This is a genomic window from Roseibium sediminicola (assembly GCF_023156505.1).
Classification (GTDB): Bacteria; Pseudomonadota; Alphaproteobacteria; order Rhizobiales; family Stappiaceae; genus Roseibium; species Roseibium sediminicola.
Map to the genome: position 1 here is coordinate 16,493 of NZ_JALNMJ010000001.1, position 23,704 is coordinate 40,196.

Consider the following 23,704-nt stretch of genomic DNA (forward strand, 5'->3'; position numbering starts at 1 on the left):
ATGTCATTGCCGCGCTGACCCCGGTCAGCGATTTGGTGCCAAGCTAACAGATAGCGCTCACCACACCTCCGTTCAAACGCGCAATTTTGTGCCATTTGCGACATGGGGGCCAATTTGCATGGCAAAGCCCGGTTCCGAAGAAGGGGAGCGGTTTCGGAAACAGTTGTTTGGGGCGAGGGGCTTTGATAGCGTGCGCCTTCCTTTCATTTGCAACTATCTTTAAAAACGAGCCAAGAATGACTTCGCAGCACCCGTCCGACCTGACCGATGTCCTCAAGTCCAAGAAGGACGCGTTTTCGATTCCGGACGGGGTCATCTATCTGGATGGCAATTCGCTTGGCGTGCTGCCGAAGAATGTGCCTGACCGGATTGCCGATGTGGTGCGTGAGGAATGGGGCACCAGCCTCATCCGCGCCTGGAACACCCACAGCTGGATCGACCTTCCGGCACGCACCGGCGACCGCATTGCCCGCCTGATCGGCGCCGAAAAAGGCACGGTCGTCGCCTGCGACAGCACCTCGGTCAATGTCTTCAAGGTCCTGTCGGCGGCGCTCTCCCTGCGTCCGGAGCGCAAGGTCATCCTGTCGGACAACGGCAATTTCCCGACTGACCTTTATGTCGCTTCCGGCCTGAAGCAGCTGCTCGACAAGGGCCATCAACTGAAGGTCGTCGATCCGGAGGCTGTTCGGGACGCCATCACCGAAGAGGTTGCCGCTGTCATGCTGACGCAGGTCGACTACCGGACCGGTCGCGTCCACGACATGGCGGATCTGACACAGGTGGCGCATGACGCGGGGGCGATCGCCATCTGGGACCTGGCCCATTCCGCGGGCGCCATTCCGGTCGATCTGTCAGGTGCCGGGGCCGACTTTGCCGTTGGTTGCGGGTACAAATATCTGAACGGCGGTCCGGGTGCCCCGGCGTTTCTGTATGTGGCGCCGGAGCATCAGGACAAGGTGACCTCGCCGCTGACCGGCTGGATGGGCCACGAGGCGCCGTTCGCCTTCGATCTCGACTACCGGCCGGTCACCGGCATCAGCCGGATGACCGTCGGCACGCCGGCGATCCTGGCGCTCTCCAGCCTCCATGCAGCGCTGGAAGTGTTCGAGGATGTCGACATGGCCGACATCCGGCGCAAGTCCGTGTCGCTCTCCGAGCTGTTCATTGCCGAGGTCGAGGCCAAGTGCCCGCAGCTGGAGTTGGCCAGTCCGCGTGATCCGGAGGCCCGCGGCAGCCAGGTGTCGTTCCGGTTCGCCGAAGGCTACGCGGTCATGCAGGCTTTGATCGACCGGGGGGTGATCGGCGACTTCCGGGCACCGGACGTGATGCGTTTCGGTTTCACGCCGCTTTATCTGTCGCATCAGGACATCGTCGACGCGGTCGAGATCCTTCGCGACATTCTGGAGACGGAAAGCTGGAACCGGCCTGAATTCAAGACCCGCGCCAAGGTCACATAGCCGCGATCCTGAGCTGGGTCGTCAGCATGGACAGGAACCGGTCTTCCGGAACCGGCTTGGAATAAAGAAACCCCTGGAACCGGTTGCAGCCGTTTTCCGACAGCCAGATGCGCTGATCCAGGGTCTCGACGCCTTCCGCTACAACCTCGGCGCCGAGCGCCGAAGCCAGCGACAGGATCAGCTTGACGATGGCCCCGCCGGTGGCGATGTCTTCCATGAACATCCGGTCGATCTTGATGCCGTCAATCGGATAATTGTGCAGATAGGCCAGGTTCGAATAGCCGGTGCCGAAATCGTCGATAACGATGCGGTAGCCGGCCTGTTTCAGCACGGACAGGACTTCAAAGGCATTGGGAATGTCGCCGAGCAGCACGCTCTCGGTGATTTCCAGCGAGATCCTGCCCGGGCAACAGCCCGTCAGTTCAGCCAGGGACTGCATCCACGACACGAACTGCGGATCAGACATCTGTCGGGGCGAGACGTTCATCGACAGCGGAATGTCCAGGTCGAGGGCAGCCAGTTCCGCCTGCATTTCGCCGACCTTCCGGCTGACCCAGGTGCCGATCTCGTTGATCAGACCTGTTTCTTCGGCGATGGCCACAAATTCGTCCGGACGGATCAGGCCTTTTTCAGGATGTTGCCAGCGGATCAGTGCCTCAGCGGCCACAACGCGATCAGTGCGGGTGCAGGCGATCGGCTGATAGTGCAGAACAAACTGCTGTTCGCGGATGGCGCGTTCCAGGTCTTTTTTGATGGTTTGCGTTTCGTCGCGCAGGCGCCGCATGCGTTCGCGGAACCGCACGCATTTGTGTTTGGAATCGGATTTGGCTTGATAGAGAGCCAGATCGGCATGGCGCATCAGTTGGTCGATGCCGGCGCCATCCTCCGGATAGTGAGCGTAGCCTATGCTGAGACCCACCTGCCGGGGCTTGCCGTCAATGATTTGCGGATTGGCGAAACCCGCCAGAAGTGCCTGGCCAAACCAGTCCGGACTGTGTTGTCCGGGAATTTCAAGATGGCAGATCAGAAACTCGTCGCCACCCAGTCTGGCGACAATATCGCCTGGCCCGGCCAACTCTTTCAGCTTTCGCGCAACCAGCTGCAACAGGACGTCGCCGGCGGCGTGTCCGAGCGAGTCGTTGACCATCTTGAAGTCATCGAGATCAACCAGATAGAGCGTCGCCTGCTGCTTGGTGTCGGCGGCCGTCTGCAGCACCTGGGTGAGGCGCTCCTTCAGATAGGTGCGGTTGGACAGGCCCGTCAGCGTGTCATGGCTGGCCAGATATTGCGCCCGTTCCTTGGTTTCGTGCAGCTCCGTGACGTCGATTTCGCTGACCAGATAGGCCGGCTGGCCGGTGACCGCGTCGTGGCTGGCGCGGATGGTGAGTTCGTGCCAGCGCGTCCCGGAATTGGTATGAATATTGGCCACCAGCCGTGAGGTCTTTTCACGCTCGACAAGAGTGAGGAGACGGCGGGCCTCGCAAGGATCGACAAATTGGTCCTCAAAGGACGTGTCCAGCGCGGGGCACGCCGCCCGCGAAGCCGTGTTGCGGTAAAGCGGTGTACCGTCCTGCGCGAACAGCGAGATCATCACCGTGGTGTGCATCAGCGCTTCGGCGCTGCGCAGCGTCTCCGGCTGTTGCTCATGATGAGGTCGCCCTTCGCACATGAGGGCCATGCGGCCGTCTTTCAGCCGGACGCCGCTCATGACCACTTGCAGGACTTGCGCCTTGCCCTTTGGATAGAGCGTCCAGATTTCTGAAAAACTCACATCGTGGCGATTGAAATCCTGCTGGTATTGGCGCAGCCGCTGGTCGACGGAGTGCGACATATCGGCGGCCATGTCCCGGGACTTCAGCTCCTCCAGGGAGCTGGCGTCAGTGATTTCCAGGGCTTTTCGATTGGCCCACAGAATATGCTTGTGATCAAAGTCGAAGATCCAGACACCAGTGTCCAGGCGATCGAGCAGGGAAAAGATCAGTTCCTGATCCACTTTACCGTCGGCAAGATCGACGGCCGCAGAGGCCGTCTTGCCCTCCACGCTGCCATTTGTCTCCGCAATATCCGGCATTGTTGTCAGTGCATTCCCCACGACGAAAACTGGCTGTCTCCCATGCGAGACAGCCCTGTAGCTGATCCTGTGATCGTACCAAATTAACGACTGTCGAGTGTAATGAGCGTGAAATTGCCGATCAATTTAAAATCAGAAAATCAGCTGGAAAACTTAATGAGACCTGTAGGTGAGGCTAAATTCTGAAGTTTGAATATTGATAATAGATAAAAATTTCATGTAATTTTACCATGAGATTTTTACATCGACCATTCGGAAACGTAGGATCTTGGCAGGCAGGTTGGCCATTGCGACCGCTTGACCCGCCTTGAAGACAGTGGGTTCGATTTGCGGCAGACTGGAGCTGGTGACAATGATTGCGCCAGTCACACTCAGCTTCGGATCGCCTATGCCGCAGATTATTGATATCACGCCCGCCATCCGCGCGGGGATGGCCGTTTTTCCGGGAGATGCGCCCTGCCGGACAGCCCGGACCCTGGAAATCTAGGACACCTGCCCTGTCAATGTCGCTGAATTTTCCATGTCGTGCCATTGCGGTGCCCACGCGGATGCTCCGTTGCATTATGACCGGGCAGGGCTTGCGATTGGCCAGCTGGATCTCGGTGATTTTGTCGGTCCGGCCAGAGTGATTGACGTGCGTGGGCCCGAGGCGTTATGTCCGCCCGGCGTTCTGGCGTCGCATCTTGAAGCCTGCCCGCCACGGGTATTGCTGCGCCTTGCCGACACGACCGACCCGATGGTCTGGCCGGCAGGCTTTCGGTCCCTTGCGCCGGAAACGATGACGCTGCTCGCCGATTCCGGTGTTCGGCTTGTTGGGGTCGACGTTCCCTCGGTGGACCCAGAAAGTTCCGAAAACCTCCCCTCACATGAGATTGCACGTTCCCGTGATTTAAGAATTTTGGAAAATCTTGCCCTTTCTGCGGTGGAACCCGGAGATTATGAGTTGATTGCTCTGCCAATGAAGTTAGAAGGACTGGACGCTGCGCCGGTGCGGGCCATTTTGCGCCCGTTCAGGACATCCTGAAAACGGGAGGGGCGCGGCCAAAGGCAAGAAGAATGACCGTGGGGGCGGCGAGGAGCGTGAATGCTGGAGCTTGATGAGCTCGTAATGGACTTTGGCGGATTCCGTGCGGTGAATGGCTGCTCGTTCCGTGTCGAAGAAGGCAGTGTTACCGGATTGATCGGCCCGAACGGGGCCGGAAAGACCACTCTTTTCAACCTGATCGCCGGGGCGTTGCAGCCGACCAGCGGCAGGATCCGGTTTCTGGGAGAAGATGTCACAACGCTGGCCAGCCACCAGCTGTTTCACAAGGGGCTTGTGAGAACCTTCCAGATCCCGCACGAATTCCACAAATTGACTGCCCTGGAAAACCTGATGATGGTGCCGCCGTCGCAGCCGGGCGAGAGCCTGTTTTCCAACTGGTTCTCCTGGAGCAAGGTGAAGTCGGCCGAAACGGAGGTCGAGCGCAAGGCTTATGAGACGCTCGAGTTTCTCGAGCTGAGCCATGTCGCGCACCAGCGCGCCGGCAACCTCTCCGGCGGCCAGAAGAAACTCCTGGAGCTCGGCCGCACCATGATGACGGACGCCAGGCTGGTGCTGCTCGACGAGCCGGCCGCCGGCGTCAACCGCACACTGCTGCGCAAGCTCGAAACCAAGATCGAGATCCTCAACAAGGAACGCGGCTATACGTTCATCCTGATCGAACACGACATGGAAATGATCGAGAAGCTCTGCGATCCCGTGGTCTGCATGGCCGAGGGAAGGGTGCTGATCGAGGGCGATTTCCAGACCGTGCGTTCCAATCCGCAGGTGCTCGAAGCCTATCTCGGCGAAACCACGGGAGACGCGGCATGAGTGCGCTTCTGTCGATGGAAAACCTGACCGGCGGATATGGCGACGCGGACATCCTGCAGGATGTCTCCATGCATGTGGCCCCGGACGAGATCGTCGCCATTGTCGGCCCGAACGGCGCCGGCAAGTCGACGGCCATGAAATCGGTCTTCGGCATGCTGACCATCCGCGGCGGCCGCATGCTGTTCGATGGCGACGACATCACCAAGTGGACGCCGAACCGGATCGTTCAGCGGGGCATTTGTTATGTGCCGCAGGTCGACAACATCTTCCGGGAAATGTCGATCCACGAGAATCTGGAAATGGGCGGCTTCCTGAAAAAGGGCGATCTTTCCGCTTCCTATGACCGGGTCTACACCCTGTTTCCGGATCTGAAGGAACGCCGCAAGACGCTGGCCGGCAGCCTGTCGGGCGGCCAGCGCCAGATGGTGGCCATGGGCCGGGCACTGATGCTCGATCCGAAGCTGCTGCTGCTGGACGAGCCGACCGCCGGCCTGTCGCCGAAATACATGGAACAGATCTTCCAGATCTGCCGGGACGTGCGCGACACGGGCGTTGCCATCCTGCTGGTGGAACAGCACGCCAAACAGGCGCTGGCCTTTGCCGACCGGGGCTATGTGCTCGCCGCCGGCAAGAACCGCCACGAAGGCACGGGCGCCGAGCTGCTTGCCGACCGTGAAGTCGCCGAAATGTTCCTGGGGGGCTGACCGGTATGGAACTGTTTGAACTTCTGAATTTCTACGTCATTCCGGGCATCGTGCTCGGCTCCATCTATGCGCTCGGCGCGGTCGGCATCACGCTGATCTTTGCCATCCTGCGTTATGCCCACCTTGCCCATGGCGATCTGGCGACCCTTGGCGCTTTCATCGCGCTTGCCGTCGTCACCGGTCTTGGCGTGTCACCGCTGGTGGCCCTGCCGGTGGCAATCCTGGCGACGGCCGCCGTGGCCGTCGGCATCGACAAGGTGTTTTACGAGCATCTGCGCGAGCGGCCGAAGATCGTCACCGTGATGGCCTCGCTCGGCATCGCGCTGATGGTGCGTTCCGTGATCCAGGTGGTCTGGGGCGTCGACACGGAGACCTATTCCCGCGGCATCGTCCGGCCTGAAGACTATTTCGGCCTGCGCATCCGCGACCGTGAGATCTACACGGTGGTCGCGCTGATCGTGCTGGTCGGCGGCCTGCAGCTGTTCCTGACACGCTCCAAATGGGGCAAGGCCATGCGCGCCATGTCCGACAACCCGAACCTGGCGCTGCTCTCGGGCATCGACAACAAGAAGGTCGTCATGCTGACCTGGGTGATCGCTGGCGGGCTCTGTGCTGCGTCCGGTTTCTTCCTGGGGCTCAACACCGAACTGAAATCGATGATGGGCTGGTACATGCTGCTGCCCATGTTTGCCGCCGCCATCCTGGGCGGTGTCGGCCGGGTCGAAGGCGCCGTTCTCGGCGGGTTGATCGTCGGCATCGCCGAGGAACTGTCGGTGCTGGTGATCCCGAGCGAATACAAGGCCGCAATGGCGTTCGTCATTTTGCTGTTCATGCTGCTTGTGCGCCCGACCGGGCTGCTCAAGGGCAAGGTTCTGTAAAGGGGGAAAAGATGGAACTTCTCGGTCTCGTCAACTACGCCCTCTTCATGGCGATCTTCATCTGCATCTATGCGCTGCTGGCGCTGGGGCTGAACATTCAGTGGGGCTTTGCCGGCCTCTTCAACGCAGGCATCGCCGGATTTTTCGCCGTCGGCGCCTACACCTCGGCCATCCTGACGACAGCCATGGATCCGGACCGCATCGGCGGCTTCGACCTGCATTTCATCGTCGGCTGGATCGGGGCGATGCTGGCGGCCGCGCTGGTCGCCTGGCCGATCGGAAAGATCTGTCTGCGCTTCCGCTCCGACTATCTCGCCATTGCGTCGATCGGCATCGCCGAGATCATCCGCCTGGTGATCAAGTCGGAGCCGGCGCTGACCAACGGCGCGCGCGGCATTGCCAGCATTCCGCGGCCCGCGGGTGACATCGGCTACATGGAATCGCAGATCGCCTATCTGGCGATCGTGCTGGTTGTCCTGATCGCCGCCTATATTCTGGTCGAACGGCAGTTCAACGCGCCCTGGGGCCGGATGATGCGCGCGATCCGCGACAATGAGGGCGCGGCCAAGGCAATGGGCAAGGATGTCGAGTTCCGCCGCCTGGAGGCCTTCATCTTCGGCGCGGCCCTGATGGGGCTCGGCGGCGCGCTTTTCGCGCATTTCAACCGCTCGATCACACCGGAGGCCATCGATCCGATGGTGGCCACCTTCCTGGTCTGGATCATGCTGATCCTGGGCGGATCCGGCAACAACCGGGGCGCGATATTGGGCGCCGCGGTGGTTTGGATCATTTGGTCCGTTTCAGAGATTGCAACTGATCGCCTTCCGCATGAATATGCGGTTCAGGCAAAATACATTCGCTTGTTTTTGATCGGCCTGATGCTGCAGCTTGTGCTGCGCTTCCGGCCGGAAGGGCTCCTTCCGGAGCCTCTGAGAGGAGACCTGCGGAGTACGAAACCGGGGGCGGACCGCTAGGCCCGTTCCTTCTGGGCCATGCTCGCCTTACTGAGTGCATTGCCTTGAAAATTCAAAGACCCGGCAAAGACCGGATAATTGAGGAGGTACTAATTATGAAAACCAAGATTCTCGCGCTCGCGGCCGGCCTGATGACGGCAACCGCGCTGGCATCCGTCCCGGCACATGCTGACGTCAAGATCGGCCTGCTCGGCGGCGTGTCCGGCCCGATCGCGGCCATGGCGCCTGCCATGATCGACGCAGCCCAGCTGGCGGTCCAGCAGGTCAACGAGCAGGGTGGCATCGGCGACGGCGAAAAGCTGGTCGGCGTGGTTGGCGACAGTGCCTGTAACCCGCAGAACGGCACCGACGCCGCCACCAAGGCGGTCAACATCGAAGGCGTCGTCGGCGTCGTCGGTCCGCATTGCTCGGGCGCCGTTCTGGCAGCTGCCGGTTCCGTGACCATCCCGGCCGGCATCACCATGATCACGCCGTCCGGCACGTCTCCGGAAATCACCAACCTGGAAGACAACGGCACCGTCTACCGCACCGTGCCGTCCGATGACTATCAGGGCCGCGCGCTGGCGCGTACCATGAAGGACCGGGGCTACGGCAAGGTCGCTGTTGCTTACCTCAACAACGACTACGGCACCGGCCTCGCCAACGCCTTCAAGTCCGAATATGTCGATGAGCTCGGCGGCGAAATCACCGCCTTCGCGGCCCATGAAGAAGGCAAGGCGTCCTACCGCTCCAACCTGGCCGAGCTGGCCAAGGGCGGCGCTGACACGCTGGTCATCTTCGACTATGGCGACGGCACCGGCCTGACCATCCTGCGTCAGGCGCTGGAAAACGGCTTCTTCGAAAAGTATGTCGGCGGCGACGGTATGAAGTCCGACGCGGTCATCAAGGAACTGGGCACGGAAAACCTCACCACCTTCGTGTCGTCCTCTCCGGTCGGTGAAAAGTCCGAAGCGCTCGACATCTTCAACGAAGCCTTCAAGGGTGTTGGCGGCGATCCGGATGCGATCTTCGTGACCACCTCCTATGACGCTGCCTTCCTGCTGGCTCTGGCCATCGAAAAGGCCGGCGGCGACAAGGCCGGTGTTGCGGCAGCCGTGGCTGAAGTCTCCAACGGCGAAGGCGAAACCATCCTTCCGGGTGAGTGGAAGAAGGCGAAAGAGCTGATCGCAGCCGGCACCGCCATCGACTACAAGGGCGCCGCTGGCGATCTGAACTTCGACGCCAAGGGCGACGTTCCGGGCACCTATGCCCTCTGGGAAGTCGGTGCCGACGGCTTCGAGGTTGTCACCGAAATGAAGTAAGTCTCTTCGAAAGAAGAGATGTTATGGGACCGGCGGCTCGAAAGGGCCGCCGGTTTTGTTTTGGGGAAGGGAACACCTCCCTCCCCACCGTCATTCCGGACAAGTGAGGCAAAGCCGAACGCCGATCCGGAACCCAGACATATGTCGCGCTGCAAGCGCGGCCGAATTCTTGTTTCAGAAGTGTTCGCTGCGCTCACGCTGACCCGCTCGATCCCGGATCGGCGCGCAGCTGTGCTGCACTTGTCCGGAATGAGGGAAGTGAGTGCTTTCATCCCTTACCTCCTCCAGAATTTCCAGCTATACACGCCGCCATGCGTGATCTGGATGTTCTTGTGCTTGGCGGCGGCGCCGCCGGTCTGATGTGTGCGATTGAGGCGGCAAAACGCGGGCGCAAGGTGCTGGTGATCGACCATGCCAAAAAGCCCGCCGAAAAGATTCGCATTTCCGGTGGCGGGCGCTGCAACTTCACCAATATTCACTGCGCGCCGGCGAATTTTCTGTCCCGGAACCCGCGCTTCTGCGTCTCGGCGTTGAAACGCTACAGCCAGCACGATTTTCTGTCGCTGGTCGAAAAGCACCGCATTCCCTGGCACGAGAAAACCCTAGGCCAGCTCTTTTGCGATGACAGTGCCCGGGACATCATCCGCATGCTGCTCGACGAGCTGGAGGCGGCCGGCAGTACGCTGCAACTGGAGACGGAGATCAGGGCGGTCTCGAAACCCGACGACCGGTTTTCTGTCGCAACCTCCAAGGGGCCCTTGCGTGCCCATTCGCTTGTGGTCGCGACCGGCGGGCCCTCGATCCCGAAAATGGGCGCGACAGGCTTCGGCTATGAGCTTGCCAGACAGTTTGGCCTTGAGGTCATCGCCCCACGTGCGGCTCTGGTGCCGCTGACCTTTTCCGATGCCAACAAGGAACTGTGCGGCCGCCTGTCCGGTGTCTCGGTGGATGCCAAGGTCTCGTTCGGCAAGACAGCGTTTCGCGAAGGCCTGCTCTTCACCCACCGGGGGCTGTCCGGTCCGTCGATCCTGCAGATCTCGTCCTATTGGCAGGAAGGCCAGCCGATCTCGGTCAATCTGGTGCCGGAAGCCGATGTCTTCGAGGTGTTGCGCCAGGCCCGCCAGGAAACGCCGAAACAGGAGCTGAAAACCGCGCTCGGCCTGCTGCTGCCCAACCGGCTGGCGGAAGAACTCTCCGGCACCTTCTCGCTGAAGGGCCGCCTTGCCGACCAGTCCGACAAGGTCCTGCGACGGGCGGCCGAGCAGCTTGACCGCTGGCAGCTGACCCCGGTCGGCACGGAAGGCTACCGCACGGCGGAGGTCACGCTGGGCGGGGTCGATACCAGGGAGCTTTCCTCCAAGACCATGGAAAGCAGTAAGGTGCCGGGGCTCTATTTCATCGGCGAGGTGGTCGACGTCACCGGCCATCTCGGCGGCTTCAATTTCCAGTGGGCCTGGTCGTCCGGCCATGCGGCCGGGCAATTTGCGTAGGATCGAATTTCCTCTTTGCATGGCGCGGTTTGGGCGCCGCAACATTTTTTGATGATCGTTCCTCATTCGTCGTTATACTGGCGCCAAATCGGGGGAACGGAATGAAGCGTGTTACCATTCACGATGTTGCGGCGGCGGCCGGGGTCAGCCTCGCGACGGTCGACCGGGTGCTGAACGGGCGTCCGGGTGTGCGCAAGATCACCATCGAGAAGGTCAACCAGGCGGTTGAGACGCTGAATTACAAGCCGGACGTTTTTGCCGCCGGTCTCGCCAAAAAACGCCTCTACCGGTTTCACTTCCTGCTGCCCAACGGCCCGAACGCGTTCATGGAAGACCTGACCAGGGAGGCCCTGTCCCATGCCGAGACCCTGAGCGGCGACCGCATGCATGTTCATGTCGAGCCGATCGACGCCTTCGACGGCCACCGAGTGGCCGGCACCCTGGCGGTGCTCGACGGGTCCGTCTGCGACGGCGTTGCCGTGGTTGCTCCAGCCTTTCCGGAAGTGCGCGCGGCGATCGACCGGTTGCAGGACCGAGGCGTGCCGGTGGTGACACTGGTCTCCGATCATCCGTCCTCCACGCGCCAGCACTTTGTCGGCATCGACAATCTCGCGGCGGGACGCACGGCGGGCCGTCTGCTCAGCCGGTTCCTGCCGAAAAGCCCAGCAAAGATTGCCCTGATCGCCGGGTCTCTGGGCCTGCGCGATCATGCCGACCGCTATGCCGGCTGCCGGGAGGTGATCGAAGCCGATTTCCCGCATCTGACGCTGCTGAAAGTCCGGGAGGGGCGGGACGACAATCAGCGCAATGGGGAACTCGTCAAAAAGATCCTGGCCGAGCATCCCGATCTTGCCGGGCTCTATAATATCGGTGCCGGCAACCGCGGCACGATTGCGGCGCTGACGGCCTCGGGCAAGGCATCCGACATCGTCTTTGTCGGCCACGAACTGACGCCTTACACCCATGAAGCGCTTCAGAACGATGTGCTCGATGCGATCATTGCACAGGATCCCGGCCACGAGATCCGCAGCGCCATCCGTGTCCTGAAGGCGCTCTGCGACAAGGCGCCGATCATCGAGGGCCAGGAGCGCATCGGCATCGACGTGTTCCTGAAGGACAACCTGCCGGAGAGCATCGGCCCGGCAAGCACGGAATAACGAGACAAAAAGACAAATAATTGGTGAGGAAACTCTTGGGAGGCCTGGAATGAGTAACGCACCTCAGAAAATCGCGAACCCCATATTGCCGGGCTTCAATCCGGATCCGTCGATCTGCCGGGTGGGGGATGACTATTATATCGCCACCTCCACCTTCGAGTGGTTTCCGGGTGTCCAGATCCATCATTCGAGAGACCTGAAAAACTGGCGGCTGGTGACACGGCCGCTGACACGTCCGGCGCAGCTCGACATGCGCGGCAATCCGGACTCCTGTGGTATCTGGGCGCCGTGCCTGACCCATGCGGACGGCAAGTTCTGGCTGGTCTATACGGATGTCAAACGCAAGGACGGCTCGTTCAAGGACGCGCATAATTACATCGTCACCGCGTCCGCGATCGAGGGCCCCTGGTCCGATCCGGTCTATACCAATTCCTCCGGTTTCGATCCGTCCCTCTTTCACGATGACGACGGCCGCAAGTGGCAGCTCAACATGATCTGGGACCACCGGGTGGGTCACAATTCCTTCGCCGGAATCGCCCTTCAGGAATTTGATCCGGTCGCCGGACGTCTCACCGGCCCGATCCGCAACATCTTCGCGGGCACACCGCTCGGCCTTGTCGAGGGCCCGCATCTCTACAAGCGGGACGGCTGGTATTACCTGCTGACCGCGGAAGGCGGCACGGGTTACGACCATGCGGTGACGCTGGCGCGCTCAAAGCAGATTGACGGGCCCTACGAGCTTCATCCGGACACACATGTGGTGACGTCGCGCTTCGATCCGGACAATCCGATCCAGCGGTCCGGACATGGCGACCTTGTCGAGACCCAGAACGGCGAGACCTATCTGGTGCATCTGATGGGACGCCCGCGTCCCGGACAGAACCGCTGCCAGATGGGCCGGGAGACGGCAATCCAGAAATGCGTCTGGGGCGCGGACGGCTGGCTGCGGCTGGAAGCCGGCGGCCTTGCACCGGAGCAGCTGGTGACGGCGCCCGACCTGCCCGCGCATCCCTTTCCGGACGAGCCCGCCCGGCATGATTTCGACGAACCTGACCTGCCGCTCGTGTTCCAGTGGCTCAGAACGCCTTATCCGGAACGGCTGTTCTCGCTGACCGAAAGGCCCGGCCATCTCCGGCTCTTCGGCCGCGAATCCGTTGGCAGCTGGTTCGAGCAGGCGCTCGTGGCCCGGCGCCAGACCGCCTACGACTACGAGGCCGAAACGCTGCTCGACTTCCAGCCGGAAAACAGACAGCAGACGGCGGGCCTGATCGCCTATTATGGCCGCTGCCAATTCTTCTATCTGGCCGTCACCGAGGACCGTGACCTCGGCCGCGTGCTGACGCTGCTGACCTGTCCGGGGAACACGCCGGACGGTGACCTGCAGGCGCCGCTGGAGGCCCCGGTCCTGTTGCCCAAAAAGGGGCCCGTTGCCATGAAGGTGACTGTCGAGGGACTGGCGCTCCGCTTCTGGTACAAGACGGAAGAGGCGGACTGGGAGCGCATCGGCCCGGCGTTCGACGCAACGATCCTGTCGGACGAGGCCGCGGGACGCGGAGCCCATGGCAACTTCACCGGCGCCTTTGTCGGCATGCATGCCATGGATACGAGCGGGCAGGCAAGACCGGCCGATTTCGACTATTTCAGCTACCAGAACCTGGCCTGAAACCCGCGTGACAGAAGATGAAGGGCCGGTTTTTCCGAAAACTGGCCTGAAATACTCAAATTTTGAATTGACCTTTGGGAGGGCGCATCGCATATCTAGTGCATGCGTTTGACACAACAGACAAACTATGCCGTGCGCGCGCTGATGTACTGCGCCGTCAACCCGGACAAGCCGAGCAAGGTCGCAGACATCGCGGCCAGTTTCGACATGTCCGAAACCCACCTGTTCAAGATCATGAAGGTCCTGGTCGACGCCAATCTGATCAAGACCATCCGTGGCCGCAACGGCGGCGTCATGCTGGCCCGTCCGGCTGAAGACATCACAGTGGGCGAAGTGGTGCGCGCCGCCGAGGAAAGCTTCCTGCTGGCCGAATGTTTCGATAGTGGCCGCAAGGATTGCCCGCTGATCCTGTCCTGTGGCTTCAACGGCCTTCTGCACGAAGCGCTCGAAGCCTTCATGGACGTGCTGAACACCAAGTCAATCGCGGATCTCTCCGAAGACCGCTTCGGCATGCGCGATCTCCTGAAGATCGACGTTGCCAAGACCCCGATCGCGGCCAACGCCTAACAGCGTCCTGTTCGTTTTGTCAAAGGCGCCACCATCCGGTTGGCGCCTTTTTGATTTGCCGCCAGTCCATTCTGGAATTCCGAACCTCTCCATTCGTCGGTGCCGGACTTGATCCGGCAATCCAAACCATGACCGTGCCACAAGGCGTGTCCTGTCGTGCGGCAGGGCAACGGCATGGATGCCATGGTCGAGCCATGGCATGACGAAGATGGGAAAGTTTTTGGGATACGCCGGCTGCTGTTGCCGGGAAAGGCCGGGCTGGCTGGCCGCTGAGGGAGAGGAGAGGGCGGTTGGCTGGCCTGGCATTTTCACCTCCGGTTGCCCGGAAGGTCCTGTCTTTTCAAAACCAGAGGACGCGATTTCCGGTTCCGTTTCGATCAGGCATTGCCTTGATAGGAAAACTTGAGTATGAGTGTCAAGTATAAAGTTGAGTTTGAAACTCCGCTTTAAATTTCGACCCTCACATATGTCCCTGCCGGCAAGGATTTCAGCTGGTCGGGGCACTCCGGAAAAGGCCAAGGACCGATTGCGCGCCATGACTTTGACAGCCAACAGCCAGAAAAACCGTCTTACTCTGGGCGCCACCGGGCGGGCCCGTCCGGCACTGGCCGGCGCCCCCGTGCGGGCACAGAAATCGGACTATACGACCCGCGAGCTGTTTCACGGCCAGCGCCAGATCGAGATCCACCACAACGACGAGACCTACCGCCTGTCGATCACCAAACAGGGCAAGCTGATTCTGACGAAGTGAAGGTTTCGCAGCCGCGTTTGCGGCACGACACGTCACCCCCCACTTCCAACCATCGTCATCCCGGCCAAGCGCAACGCGCTCCGGGATCGGAGGGCCACCGGACTTTCAATCCCACATGGCGAGTGCCGGGGGCTGCCCGGTCCCGGATCTCCGCTTCGCTTCGTCCGGGATGACGATACAGGGTTATGCGACTAGCGGTCCACCCTCAGGCCGAGAAGATCGCCACCGGTTTGCCGACACCGCGCAGGGCGTGTTCGCCCATTGCGTTGAGATTGATCCGCAGGTCGCCGGTGAGCGCGTTGCGCACCGGTTCGGTCAGGAGAAGGTCCCGTTCGAGCGGCTTGCACAAGGATTCCACGCGGCTGGTCTCGTTGACGGCGCGGCCGATCACGGTGAAATCAAGCCGTTCCTCGCCGCCGACATTGCCGAAGAAAACTTCGCCCCGGTGCAGCCCGATGCCGATCTTGAGCGGGTGCCACAGCGCCGGGTCCGGCAGGGCATCAGGCGGCGACTGATTGAGCGTCTCGATGGCGGCAAGCGCTGCCCGGGCGGCTTTTACCGCCGCGTTGGCGGCGGCGCCTTCGCCGAGTGCCTTCTGGTCGAACACCGCCAGGATGCCGTCGCCCATGAATTTCAGGATGTCGCCGCCATGACCGAGCACGGCGTCGGAGATCCGGTCGAAATACGCGTTGAGAATAGCGGTCACTTCAGGGCCTGAGAGCCGGTCGGCCAGCTGGGTGAAACCGCGCATGTCTGACATGAAGACGATCGCGTCGATGGCCTCGCCGTCGCCGCGCTTGATTTCACCTTTCAGGACGCGCTGGCCGGCGATGGGCCCCAGATAGGTGTCAGCGACATTGCGGGCGATGCGCTGCAGGACGTGGCGTTCGACATGCAGGGCCAGGAGATCGATCAGGTCGCGGATCCGCTCTTTCTCGCGGCCCGGAAAGCCGCCCGGCCGCTTTGTTGCGAAGGTCATGGCATTGAAGGTGTCGCCCGAGGCGCTGAGTGGCAGGGCGACATAGGCGGTGTAGCCCTGGTCGGCCAGTTCCTGCATCAGGGGAGCGGACTGTCTGCCTTCCTCCGTTTCCAGGTCCAGGATAATCATCTTGCCTTCGATGATGACGTTATAGAGGGGATTGCGCGTGAACGCGTCCGCGGTGACCGCTCCCGCATCGGCGGCGATCTCGTCGCAGATCTGGTCTTCGGAATTCCAGAACCAGGAAAAGCCGATCACCCGGGGATGCAAAGTGCCGATATGCAATGTACAGCGGTCGACGCTGAGGTCTGTGGCCTGGCAGCGCCACATGAATTCCTCGAACATCAGCATGACATTGTCGATGCGCGTGGCATCGTGCAGCAGCCAGTCGTGGATGTCGTCAAGTGTCTGTTCCGAAGGCGCGCAAGAAGGTCCGCGGCAAGATCGGTTGATCAGATGCACATGGTCTGGATAGCTGCGCGGCGCGGGATCAAGCGCGGGTCTGGTCATGCGGGCTCCGAATGTCTGTCACGCGCTATTATCTCGGGCGTGTCACCCCAAAGTTCAATCCAAAAGAAGAATTGAAGTCAGAAAGGGCACAAGCGCACCGAAAAAGGCAGGCGGCAGATCCTTCGAGACGCCGCTACGCGGCTCCTCAGGATGACGCTAACTGTGTGGTGAGGCTCTACAAGCCAAGCCACACCCACAGCGTCATCCTGAGGAGCGCGCTTGCGCGTGTCTCGAAGGATCGGCCACTTAACGCCAACAATCCCTAGTCACCCGAATCTGAAGTTCGTCTTATTTCCCGGCACACTCGGAACGAGCTTCAGATTCAAAAGGGTGACTAGCAAGCATATGTTTCTAGTGTGGTTTTCGAATTTGAAATTCGCTTCGATGGTCGCTGCAACAATGAGGCGAATTTCAAATTCACCACACTAGAACGCGGCTTCGACGCCGCCCATTTCCACGTAGACGCTCTTGGTTTGGCTGTAATACTCGATCGCGGCATGACCGTTCTCGCGGCCGATACCGGATTTCTTGTAGCCGCCGAAGGGCATCTCGATCGGGGTCAGATTATAGGTGTTGATCCAGCAGGTGCCGGCCTGCAGGCCGTCGATCACCCGGTGGGCACGCTGGATGTCCCTGGTGAAGACGCCGGCGGCGAGGCCGAATTCGGTGTCATTGGCGCGGGCGACAACTTCGTCCTCATCGGCGAAATCGAGCACGCTTAGCACCGGGCCGAAGATCTCCTCGCGGGCGATGGTCATGTCGTCGGTGACGTCGGCAAACACCGTCGGCTGCACGAAATAGCCGTCCGGGAAGCTTTCGACGGTGGCCGCGCCGCCACCGCAGACAAGCCGGGCGCCTTCACGCGCGCCGATCTGCATGTAGTGCATCACCTTGTCGAATTGCTGCCGGGAGACCAGCGGGCCGATCGAGGTGGTCTCGTCGAGCGGATCACCGAGCACCGCATTGCCGGTGCGTTCCGCCAGACGCGCCAGGAAGGCTTCCTTGATGCCCTTCTGGACAAAGACACGGGTGCCGTTGGAGCAGATCTGGCCGGTGGAATAGAAATTGGCGTTGATTGCGGCGGACACCGCGTTTTCGACATCGGCATCGTCGAAGATGATCAGCGGCGACTTGCCGCCGAGTTCCAGCGTGGTCTTCTTCAGATGCTCGCCGGCAAGGGCCGCGACCTTGGCGCCGGTCGGCACCGAACCGGTCAGGGAGACCTTGGCAATCGCCGGGTGGGCGACCAGTTTGGCACCGACATCGCCAAAGCCCTGGATGACGTTGAAGACACCGTCCGGCAGACCGGCTTCGGTGAACGCCTCGGCCAGTTTCAACGCGCTGAGCGGCGTCACCTCTGACGGCTTGAAGATCATGGAATTGCCGCAGACGAGCGCCGGGGCCGATTTCCAGCAGGCGATCTGGATCGGGTAGTTCCAGGCGCCGATGCCGAAGCAGATGCCGAGCGGCTCGCGCTTGGTATAGGCGAAGGAGCCGCCGAGATCGATGTGCTCGCCGGTCAGCGTCGCGGCCAGTCCGCCGAAATATTCCAGGCAATCCGCGCCGGAGGCTGCGTCCGCGACAAGCGTTTCCTGCAAGGGTTTGCCGGTGTCGAGCGTTTCCAGAACGGAGAGCTCATGGTTCTTCGCGCGCAGGATTTCGGCAGCGCGGCGCAACACCCGGCCGCGCTCGGCCGGAGAGGTCGCCGCCCAAACCTTCTGGCCGGCCTGTGCCGAGGCGATGGCGGCATCGATGACGGCATCGTCCGCGGCCTTGATCTGGGCGATCACCTCACCGGTGGCGGGATAAAGGCTGTCGAACGGGGTGCCGCTCTGGCTTTCCAGATAGGATCCGCCGACATAGTGGGACGCTTGCGGTTGGGCGCGCATGGAAGGGCTCCTTGGTAATATCTACAGCCGGTGGTTCGCCGGCTAAATTCAGCGCTGGCTGGATTCCCAGTCCGGGTGGATCCACGGCTCCTGATTGGAGGCCGGCAGCGGGTCCTTGCCGAGAATATGGTCCGAGGCCTTTTCGCCCACCATAATCGACGGCGCGTTGAGATTGCCATTGGTGATTTGCGGGAAAATCGAGCTGTCGGCGACGCGCAGGCCGTCAACGCCGATCACCCGGCAGTCCGGATCGACAACGGCCATCTTGTCGTCCTTGGCGCCCATGCGGCAGGTGCCGCACGGATGGTAGGCGCTCTCAACATGCTCTCGAATGAAGTCGTTGAGGTCCTCGTCACTCTGGACATGGTCGCCCGGCTGGATCTCCTTGCCGCGATAGTCGGCAAAGGCTTCCTGGCCGAAGATTTCCCGGGTCAGGCGGATGCAGGTCCGGAAATCCACCCAGTCCTCTTCGTGGGACATGTAGTTGAACAGGATCGACGGTTTGTCTTTCGGATCGCTGGACGTGAGTTTGATCCGGCCTCGCGACTTGGACCGCATCGGCCCGACATGGGCCTGGAAGCCGTGGCCTTCCGCAGCCGCCTGGCCGTCATAGCGCACGGCGAAGGGCAGGAAGTGATACTGAATGTCCGGGTATTTGACCCCGGCCTTGGAGCGGATGAAAGCGGCGCTCTCGAACTGGTTGGACGCGCCGAGACCCTGCTTGAAGAACAGCCACTGCGCGCCGATCAGGGCCTTGGAGAAAAGGTTCCAATGCTTGTAGAGCGTGATCGGCTGGGTGCAGGCCTGCTGCAGGTAAAGCTCCAGATGGTCCTGAAGGTTGGCGCCGACACCCGGCCGGTCGGCGACAACGTCGATGCCGAGGGCACCGAGATCACCTGCCGGGCCGATGCCGGACTGCATCAGGATCTTCGGTGAGTTGATCGAGGAGGCCGCGAGGATAACCTCGCGGTTGGCTCCGGCCACGCGGATCTCGCCGCCGGTCTCGAATTCGACGCCCGTCGCGCGCATGTCCTCGATCAGGACCTTGCGCACCAGGGCACCCTTGATCAGGCTCAGGTTTCCGCGTTTCAGCGCCGGTTTCAGATAGGCATTGGCGGCGGACCAGCGGCGGCCCCGGTGGACCGTCATTTCCATGTCGCCGAAGCCCTCCTGGCGCTCGCCATTATAGTCCTCGGTGACGCCATAACCCGCCTGCGCACCGGCATCGCGGAAGGCATGGAACAGCGGGTTCCACTTGGTGCCGCGCTGCACATGCAGGGGGCCGTTGGTGCCGCGCCAGCCGCTCTGGCCACCATGGCTGTGTTCCATACGCTTGTAATAGGGCAGCACGTGGCGGTAGCCCCAGCCGGTCGCGCCCATCTCTTCCCAGGTGTCGAAGTCGCAGGCATGGCCGCGCACATAGACCATGCCGTTAATGGAGGACGAGCCGCCGATCACCTTGCCGCGCGGGGTCGCCAGGCGCCGGCCACCGAGATGCGGTTCCGGCTCGCTCTGAAAGCCCCAGTCATAGAGCGGCATGTTCATCGGGTAGGAGAGGGCCGCGGGCATCTGGATCAGCGGGCCGATATCGGTGCCGCCGAATTCCAGCAGCAGGACCTTGTTGGCCGGGTCTTCGGAAAGCCGGTAGGCCATCGCGCAGCCGGCGGATCCGGCGCCCACGATGATGAAATCGAATTGGTCGGTCATGAAAAATCTCCGCGCCGGTCAGCGTTTCGCGTCACGCGCGAGATGCGCGGCAATCTGGGTTTCAACATAGTCCTCGACCATGGCGATCGCCGCGTCCCGGTCGGTCTTGGTTCCGGACAGCGCCTGGCGGATCCAGACGCCGTCAATCATTGAGGCCGTGCCTTCGGCCACCCGACGGGCTTCCGATTGCGGCATGAAGGCCCGGAGGTTGTGGGTCAGGTTGGAGGCGAGCCTCGCGGCGTAGATTCGAAGCAGGCGGCTGTTGCTGTCGGTGGTGCGCGATTGCACATAGAAGGCCAGCCAGGCGGCAATCACGGCAGGCTTGAACTGATCGACGGCGAAGTTGCCCGCGATGATCGCGGTGATGCGCTCCCGCGGTGTCTCAGCCCGGACCAGCCCATCGCGGATCGCCCGGCCGAGCTCGGTCAGGAGGTGCCGCATGGTTGCCGCAAGTAATTGATCCTTCGAGCCGAAATAGTGATGCACCAGTCCGCCGGAGACACCGGCGCGCTTGGCGATCTGCGCCATGGTCACGTCCGAGTATCCGCGCTCGTGGATTGCATCCACAGTTGCGTCAATCAGGCTGCGGCGGCGCTCTGCTTCCATTCCGACCTTGGGCATCTCGACCTCCATTCCTCCCTTGGTCTTATTTTTAATTGATCAATCAATCAATGAAAACTTGCAAATTTTTGCGGTGGATGTTTGGATCGGGATTGGGCAGGCTGTGGGAAGCGCAAATGGAAGGCTTTAAAACGTCACATCCACGCCCTGCAAAAAAATCAAGAAGATCGACTTTCCTTAGGAGGTATTACCATGAAAGTAGCAGCGAAACTCGCTGGAGGCATTGTGCTCGGGCTTTTGCTCACCGGAACGGCACTCGCCAACGATCCGGAAAGCTGCAAGACCGTCCGCTTCTCCGACGTCGGCTGGACCGACATCACTGCCACCACCGCAGCAACTTCTGTTGTCCTGGAAGCGCTCGGCTATGAGCCGGACGTCAAGCTTCTGTCCGTGCCGGTGACCTATGCGTCGCTGAAGAACAAGGACATCGACATCTTCCTCGGCAACTGGATGCCGACCATGGAAGGCGATATCAAGAATTATCGCGAAGACGGCTCCGTCGAAACCGTCCGGGCCAATCTGGAAGGTGCCAAATACACCCTGGCCGTGCCGGACTACACCTACGAAAAAGGCCTGAAGAGCTTCCAGGACATTGCCAAGTTCAAGGACGACCTGGACGGCAAGATCTACGGCATCGAGCCAGGCAATGACGGCAACCGCCTGATCATCGGCATGATCGACGAGAACCTCTTTGGCCTGGAAGGCTTCGAAGTGGTCGAGTCCTCCGAGCAGGGCATGCTGGCACAGGTGGCACGCGCCAACCGCCGCGAGAACGACGTCGTCTTCCTCGGCTGGGAACCGCATCCGATGAACGCCAACTTCAAGATGAAATATCTTGAAGGCGGCGACGACATCTTCGGCCCGAACTTCGGCGGTGCGACCGTCTACACCAACGTGCGTGCGGGCTACACCAAGGAATGCCCGAATGTCGGCAAACTGCTGGAGAACCTGGAATTCTCCCTGCCGATGGAAAACGAGATCATGGGTGCGATCCTGATCGACGGCGAAGACCCGAACAAGGCTGCCGCCGCCTGGCTGAAAGAGCATCCGGCAACGTTCGAAAACTGGCTCGTCGGGGTGAAAACCTTTGACGGTGGCGACAGTTTTGCGGCCGTAAAAGGCGCTCTTGGCCTTTAAGATCTCCTACGGAACGGACGCCGTTGCTTGCGACGGCGTCCGTTTTTTAGAGGCAACACGTTTTCACAAAGGGGCTGACGTTGGAGTGGCTGACTGAACACAAGATCCCGATCGGCAAATGGGCGAAAGCCGGCGTCGATTGGCTGACCGACAACGCATACTGGTTGTTCGACGGCATTTCCGCCTTCCTGCTGAGCATCATCGACGGGATCTTGTGGCTGCTGCAGGCACCGCATCCCCTTGTGATGGTCGCCCTGTTCACCGGACTGGCCTATTTCGTTCACCGCACCTTCACCTTTGCGGCGCTGGTGGCGATCTCACTGCTGCTCATCATCAATCAGGGCTATTGGGAAGAGACGACGGAAACCCTTGCCCTGGTCATGGCCGCCACGCTTGTCTGTATGGTCATCGGCGTGCCGGTCGGCGTTGTGGCGGCGCATAATCCGCGCTTTTATGCCTTCCTGCGTCCGATCCTCGACCTGATGCAGACGCTGCCGACCTTCGTCTACCTGATCCCGGCGCTGATCCTGTTCGGCCTCGGCATGGTGCCCGGCCTGATCGCGACGGTGATCTTCGCCATTCCGGCCCCGATCCGCCTGACGCAGCTCGGTGTCTCGTCGACACCGCAGGCCCTGCTGGAAGCGGGCCAGGCCTTCGGCGCAACGAAGTCCCAGCTGCTGTGGAAAATCGAATTGCCCTATGCGCTTCCTCAGATCATGGCCGGACTGACCCAGACGATCATGTTGTCCCTGTCGATGGTGGTGATTGCGGCGCTGGTTGCCGCGGACGGTCTCGGCGTGCCGGTGCTGCGCGCGCTCAACACCGCCAATGTCGCGCTCGGTTTTGAAGCCGGCGTCTGCATCGTTCTGATCGCGATCGTGCTCGACCGGTTCTTCCGTGTACCGGCAGGAGGCAAGAAATGAGCGGTGCCAACTCCAGCCCCGTCGTTTCCTTCAAGGATGTCGACATCGTCTTCGGCGAAAAGCCGGAAACGGCCTTGCCCCTGATCGACGCGGGAAAGACCCGTCAGGAGATCCAGGCCGAAACGGGCCAGATCCTGGGTGTCGCCGGCGCTTCCTTCGATATCTACGAGGGTGAGGTCATCGTGCTGATGGGCCTGTCCGGCTCCGGCAAGTCGACTTTGCTGCGCGCGGTCAACGGCCTCAACCCGGTTATCCGGGGCGAGGTGCAGGTCCATGACGGCAGCCGCTATGTCAATCCGGAAACCTGTTCGGACAACGAGCTGCGCGAATTGCGCCGCCACCGCATCGGCATGGTGTTCCAGCAATTCGGTCTTCTGCCCTGGCGCACGGTGGCCGAGAATGTCGGCTTCGGCCTGGAGCTGGCCGGCATGCCGGCCAAGGAACGGGCCGCCAAGGTGGAAACCCAGCTCAAGCTGGTTGGCCTCACCGGCTGGGGCGAAAAATACGTGCACGAACTCTCCGGTGGCATGCAGCAGCGTGTCGGCCTGGCCCGGGCTTTCGCCACGGACGCGCCGATCCTTCTGATGGACGAGCCGTTCTCCGCGCTCGATCCGCTGATCCGGGACAAGCTGCAGGACGAGTTGCTCGACCTGCAGAAAGAGCTCAACCGGACCATCATCTTCGTCAGCCACGACCTGGATGAAGCGGCCAAGATCGGCTCGCGGATCGCGATCATGGAAGGCGGAAGGGTGATCCAGCTCGGCACGTCGCAGGAGATCGTCAAGACACCGGCAACGGACTATGTCGCTGACTTTGTCAGCCACATGAACCCGCTGAACGTGCTTCGCGCGCGCGACATCATGGTGCCTCCGGGCAGCCTGTCGGGGTCGTTCGCCAATGGCATGAGCTGCGACGCCAACACGCCGATCCGGGAAGTCGCCAGGCTGAAGAAGTCCAGTCCGGAACCGGTTGTCGTTCAAAAGGATGGCGCCATTGTCGGCGTCATCGGCGAAAACGAGCTGCTCGACTGCATGATTTGAGCGGGTTTCCGCGCACCGAATAAAAATGCA

20 protein-coding genes are annotated in these 23,704 nt (G+C 61.3%); 15 read left to right on the top strand and 5 right to left on the bottom strand.

Annotated elements, in window-relative coordinates:
- Positions 1-236 precede the first annotated feature (236 nt).
- Positions 237-1,457, top strand: coding sequence for a kynureninase (gene kynU, locus M0H32_RS00080; RefSeq protein WP_248149166.1), 1,221 nt, complete (start codon positions 237-239; stop codon positions 1,455-1,457).
- Here the strand turns inward: kynU and M0H32_RS00085 are convergent.
- Entirely contained in the window at positions 1,450-3,528 is a 2,079-nt protein-coding gene (locus tag M0H32_RS00085) for a putative bifunctional diguanylate cyclase/phosphodiesterase (RefSeq protein WP_248149168.1), read from the bottom strand. The two genes, kynU and M0H32_RS00085, sit on opposite strands and share 8 nt — an antisense overlap.
- 520 nt (positions 3,529-4,048) lie before the next feature.
- Here M0H32_RS00085 and M0H32_RS00090 point away from each other — a divergent pair.
- The 11 genes from M0H32_RS00090 to hemP all read left to right on the top strand — a co-directional run bounded on the left by M0H32_RS00090 (position 4,049) and on the right by hemP (position 14,868).
- On the top strand, positions 4,049-4,552 hold the full coding sequence (locus M0H32_RS00090) for a cyclase family protein (RefSeq protein ID WP_282448958.1): 504 nt from the start codon (positions 4,049-4,051) through the stop codon (positions 4,550-4,552).
- Between the two features lie 60 nt (positions 4,553-4,612).
- Complete coding sequence (locus M0H32_RS00095; protein WP_248149175.1) at positions 4,613-5,383, top strand: ABC transporter ATP-binding protein; 771 nt, start codon at positions 4,613-4,615, stop codon at positions 5,381-5,383.
- Complete coding sequence (locus tag M0H32_RS00100) at positions 5,380-6,087, top strand: ABC transporter ATP-binding protein (RefSeq protein WP_248149179.1); 708 nt, start codon at positions 5,380-5,382, stop codon at positions 6,085-6,087. Before M0H32_RS00095 ends, M0H32_RS00100 begins: the two co-directional genes overlap by 4 nt.
- Positions 6,088-6,092: 5 nt before the next feature.
- Positions 6,093-6,965 (top strand): branched-chain amino acid ABC transporter permease, encoded by an 873-nt coding sequence (locus M0H32_RS00105; protein ID WP_248149183.1) that lies wholly within the window; start codon positions 6,093-6,095, stop codon positions 6,963-6,965.
- An 11-nt stretch (positions 6,966-6,976) separates the two neighbouring features.
- Entirely contained in the window at positions 6,977-7,939 is a 963-nt protein-coding gene (locus M0H32_RS00110) for a branched-chain amino acid ABC transporter permease (RefSeq protein WP_248149186.1), read from the top strand.
- A 95-nt stretch (positions 7,940-8,034) separates the two neighbouring features.
- Positions 8,035-9,240 carry an ABC transporter substrate-binding protein gene (locus M0H32_RS00115; RefSeq protein ID WP_248149190.1) on the top strand — a complete coding sequence of 402 codons (1,206 nt, stop codon included), beginning with the start codon at positions 8,035-8,037 and terminating at the stop codon, positions 9,238-9,240.
- Between the two features lie 311 nt (positions 9,241-9,551).
- On the top strand, positions 9,552-10,730 hold the full coding sequence (locus tag M0H32_RS00120) for a BaiN/RdsA family NAD(P)/FAD-dependent oxidoreductase (protein ID WP_248149193.1): 1,179 nt from the start codon (positions 9,552-9,554) through the stop codon (positions 10,728-10,730).
- 101 nt (positions 10,731-10,831) lie between these two features.
- A complete protein-coding gene (locus tag M0H32_RS00125) occupies positions 10,832-11,887 on the top strand; it encodes a LacI family DNA-binding transcriptional regulator (protein WP_248149195.1) in 1,056 nt (351 codons plus the stop codon).
- A gap of 49 nt (positions 11,888-11,936) precedes the next feature.
- Positions 11,937-13,550 (top strand): glycoside hydrolase family 43 protein, encoded by a 1,614-nt coding sequence (locus M0H32_RS00130; protein ID WP_248149198.1) that lies wholly within the window; start codon positions 11,937-11,939, stop codon positions 13,548-13,550.
- A 102-nt stretch (positions 13,551-13,652) separates the two neighbouring features.
- Positions 13,653-14,117: an iron-responsive transcriptional regulator RirA gene (gene rirA / locus M0H32_RS00135; protein WP_248149201.1), complete on the top strand. Its 465-nt coding sequence runs from the start codon at positions 13,653-13,655 to the stop codon at positions 14,115-14,117.
- Between the two features lie 535 nt (positions 14,118-14,652).
- Positions 14,653-14,868: a hemin uptake protein HemP gene (gene hemP, locus M0H32_RS00140; RefSeq protein WP_248149205.1), complete on the top strand. Its 216-nt coding sequence runs from the start codon at positions 14,653-14,655 to the stop codon at positions 14,866-14,868.
- A gap of 205 nt (positions 14,869-15,073) precedes the next feature.
- On the opposite strand, the gene M0H32_RS00145 is transcribed toward hemP, so the two are convergent.
- The 4 genes from M0H32_RS00145 to betI form a co-directional block, all read right to left on the bottom strand.
- Entirely contained in the window at positions 15,074-16,357 is a 1,284-nt protein-coding gene (locus M0H32_RS00145; RefSeq protein WP_248149208.1) for an adenylate/guanylate cyclase domain-containing protein, read from the bottom strand.
- Positions 16,358-16,782: 425 nt separating this feature from the next.
- Positions 16,783-18,246: a betaine-aldehyde dehydrogenase gene (gene betB / locus M0H32_RS00150; RefSeq protein ID WP_248149211.1), complete on the bottom strand. Its 1,464-nt coding sequence runs from the start codon at positions 18,244-18,246 to the stop codon at positions 16,783-16,785.
- 48 nt (positions 18,247-18,294) lie between these two features.
- Positions 18,295-19,953, bottom strand: a complete 1,659-nt coding sequence (gene betA / locus M0H32_RS00155; protein ID WP_248149214.1) for a choline dehydrogenase — start codon at positions 19,951-19,953, stop codon at positions 18,295-18,297.
- Positions 19,954-19,971: 18 nt separating this feature from the next.
- A complete protein-coding gene (gene betI, locus M0H32_RS00160) occupies positions 19,972-20,574 on the bottom strand; it encodes a transcriptional regulator BetI (protein ID WP_248149218.1) in 603 nt (200 codons plus the stop codon).
- Between the two features lie 192 nt (positions 20,575-20,766).
- Between betI and M0H32_RS00165 the strand changes: the two genes are divergently transcribed.
- The 3 genes from M0H32_RS00165 to choV all read left to right on the top strand — a co-directional run bounded on the left by M0H32_RS00165 (position 20,767) and on the right by choV (position 23,674).
- Positions 20,767-21,711 carry a choline ABC transporter substrate-binding protein gene (locus M0H32_RS00165; protein WP_248149220.1) on the top strand — a complete coding sequence of 315 codons (945 nt, stop codon included), beginning with the start codon at positions 20,767-20,769 and terminating at the stop codon, positions 21,709-21,711.
- An 80-nt stretch (positions 21,712-21,791) separates the two neighbouring features.
- The gene (choW, locus tag M0H32_RS00170; protein ID WP_248149223.1) at positions 21,792-22,634 is read left to right on the top strand and encodes a choline ABC transporter permease subunit; all 843 of its coding nucleotides are present in this window, start codon (positions 21,792-21,794) and stop codon (positions 22,632-22,634) included.
- Positions 22,631-23,674: a choline ABC transporter ATP-binding protein gene (choV, locus tag M0H32_RS00175; protein ID WP_248149225.1), complete on the top strand. Its 1,044-nt coding sequence runs from the start codon at positions 22,631-22,633 to the stop codon at positions 23,672-23,674. Before choW ends, choV begins: the two co-directional genes overlap by 4 nt.
- The last annotated feature ends 30 nt before the right edge of the window (positions 23,675-23,704 follow it).